The sequence below is a fragment of the Hydrogenophaga sp. genome (genome assembly GCF_041633695.1).
Lineage (GTDB): Bacteria > Pseudomonadota > Gammaproteobacteria > Burkholderiales > Burkholderiaceae_C > Hydrogenophaga.
The window spans coordinates 1-1,580 of the sequence record NZ_JBFJMY010000687.1; the positions used below are offsets into that span (position 1 = coordinate 1).

At 66.3% G+C, this 1,580-nt stretch carries 1 pseudogene; it reads left to right on the forward strand.

The features are described 5' to 3' along the window. Nucleotides 1–1,580: pseudogene (locus ABYB95_RS23240) on the forward strand (pyruvate carboxylase); the annotation flags it as partial.

Sequence of the window (1,580 nt, forward strand, 5' to 3'; positions counted from 1 at the left end):
CGCGACGCCCACCAGTCGCTACTGGCCACGCGCATGCGTACCGCCGACATGCTGCCCATCGTTCCCTACGTGGCGCGCGAGCTGCCGCAGCTGTTCTCCTCGGAATGCTGGGGCGGCGCCACCTTTGATGTGGCCTTGCGCTTCCTGAAAGAAGACCCATGGGCGCGGTTGGCCGCCATCCGCGAGCGCGCGCCCAACATCTTGCTGCAAATGCTGCTGCGCGGCTCCAACGCCGTGGGCTACACCAACTACGCCGACAACGTGGTGCGCCACTTTGTGCAACAGGCCGCAGACGGTGGCATTGATTTGTTCCGCGTGTTCGATTCGCTCAACTGGGTGCAAAACATGCGCGTGGCGATTGACGCTGTGCTGGCCACTGGCAAGCTCTGCGAAGGCGCCATCTGCTACACCGGCGATTTGTTTGACGCATCGCGCCCCAAGTACAACCTGGCCTATTACGTCGGCATCGCCAAAGCGCTGAAAGAAGCCGGCGTGCACATCATCGGCATCAAAGACATGGCCGGCATCTGCCGCCCCCGCGCGGCGGCCGCGCTGGTGAAAGCCATCAAGGCAGAAACCGGCCTGCCGGTGCACTTCCATACGCACGACACCAGCGGCGCCTCTGCCGCTTCGGTGCTGGCAGCCATTGAAGCCGGTTGTGACGCGGTGGACGGCGCCATCGATTCCATGAGCGGCCTCACCTCGCAGCCCAACCTCTCGGCCATTGCCGCCGCGCTGTCAGGCACCGAGCGCGACCCCGGCCTCTCGCAAGACGCCTTGCACGCCACCGCCATGTACTGGGAAGGCGTGCGCCGCTTCTACTCGCCCTTCGAGGCCGACATCCGCAGCGGCACCGCCGATGTCTACCGCCACGAAATGCCCGGCGGCCAATACACCAACCTGCGCGAGCAGGCCCGCTCGCTGGGCCTGGCCCACCGCTGGACCGAGGTCTCCCAGGCCTATGCCGACGTCAACCAGTTGTTCGGCGACATCGTGAAAGTCACGCCGTCTTCCAAGGTGGTGGGCGACATGGCGCTCATGCTCGTCTCCAGCGACATGACCACCGCCGACGTGCTCGACCCCGCGCGCGAGGTGGCCTTCCCCGCCTCGGTGGTGTCGCTGTTCAAGGGCGAGCTGGGCTTCCCGCCCGATGGCTTCCCGCAAGCCGTGAGCCGCAAGGTGCTGAAGCTGGGCGAGGGCGAATCACCACCCAAGCCTTACCGCCCCGGCGACAACATGCCGGATGTGGACCTGGCCGCCGCGCGCACCGAGGCCGAAGCCGAATGCGGCCTGCCGCTCAACGAACGCCAGCTCGCCTCGTACCTGATGTACCCCAAGGTCATGCGCGAGTATTGCGCCCATGTGCTGGAAAACGGCGACACCTCGGTGCTGCCCACGCCCGTGTTCTTCTACGGCCCGCAGCTGCAGCAAGAGTTGGCGCTGGAGATCGACCCCGGCAAAACCCTGCTGGTGGCCCTGCAAAGCATCGCCGACGACGGCGAAACCGCCCACAAGGTGCTGTTTGAGCTCAACGGCCAGTCGCGCTCCGTGCGCGTGGCCGCCGCCAACGCCGCTGCGGC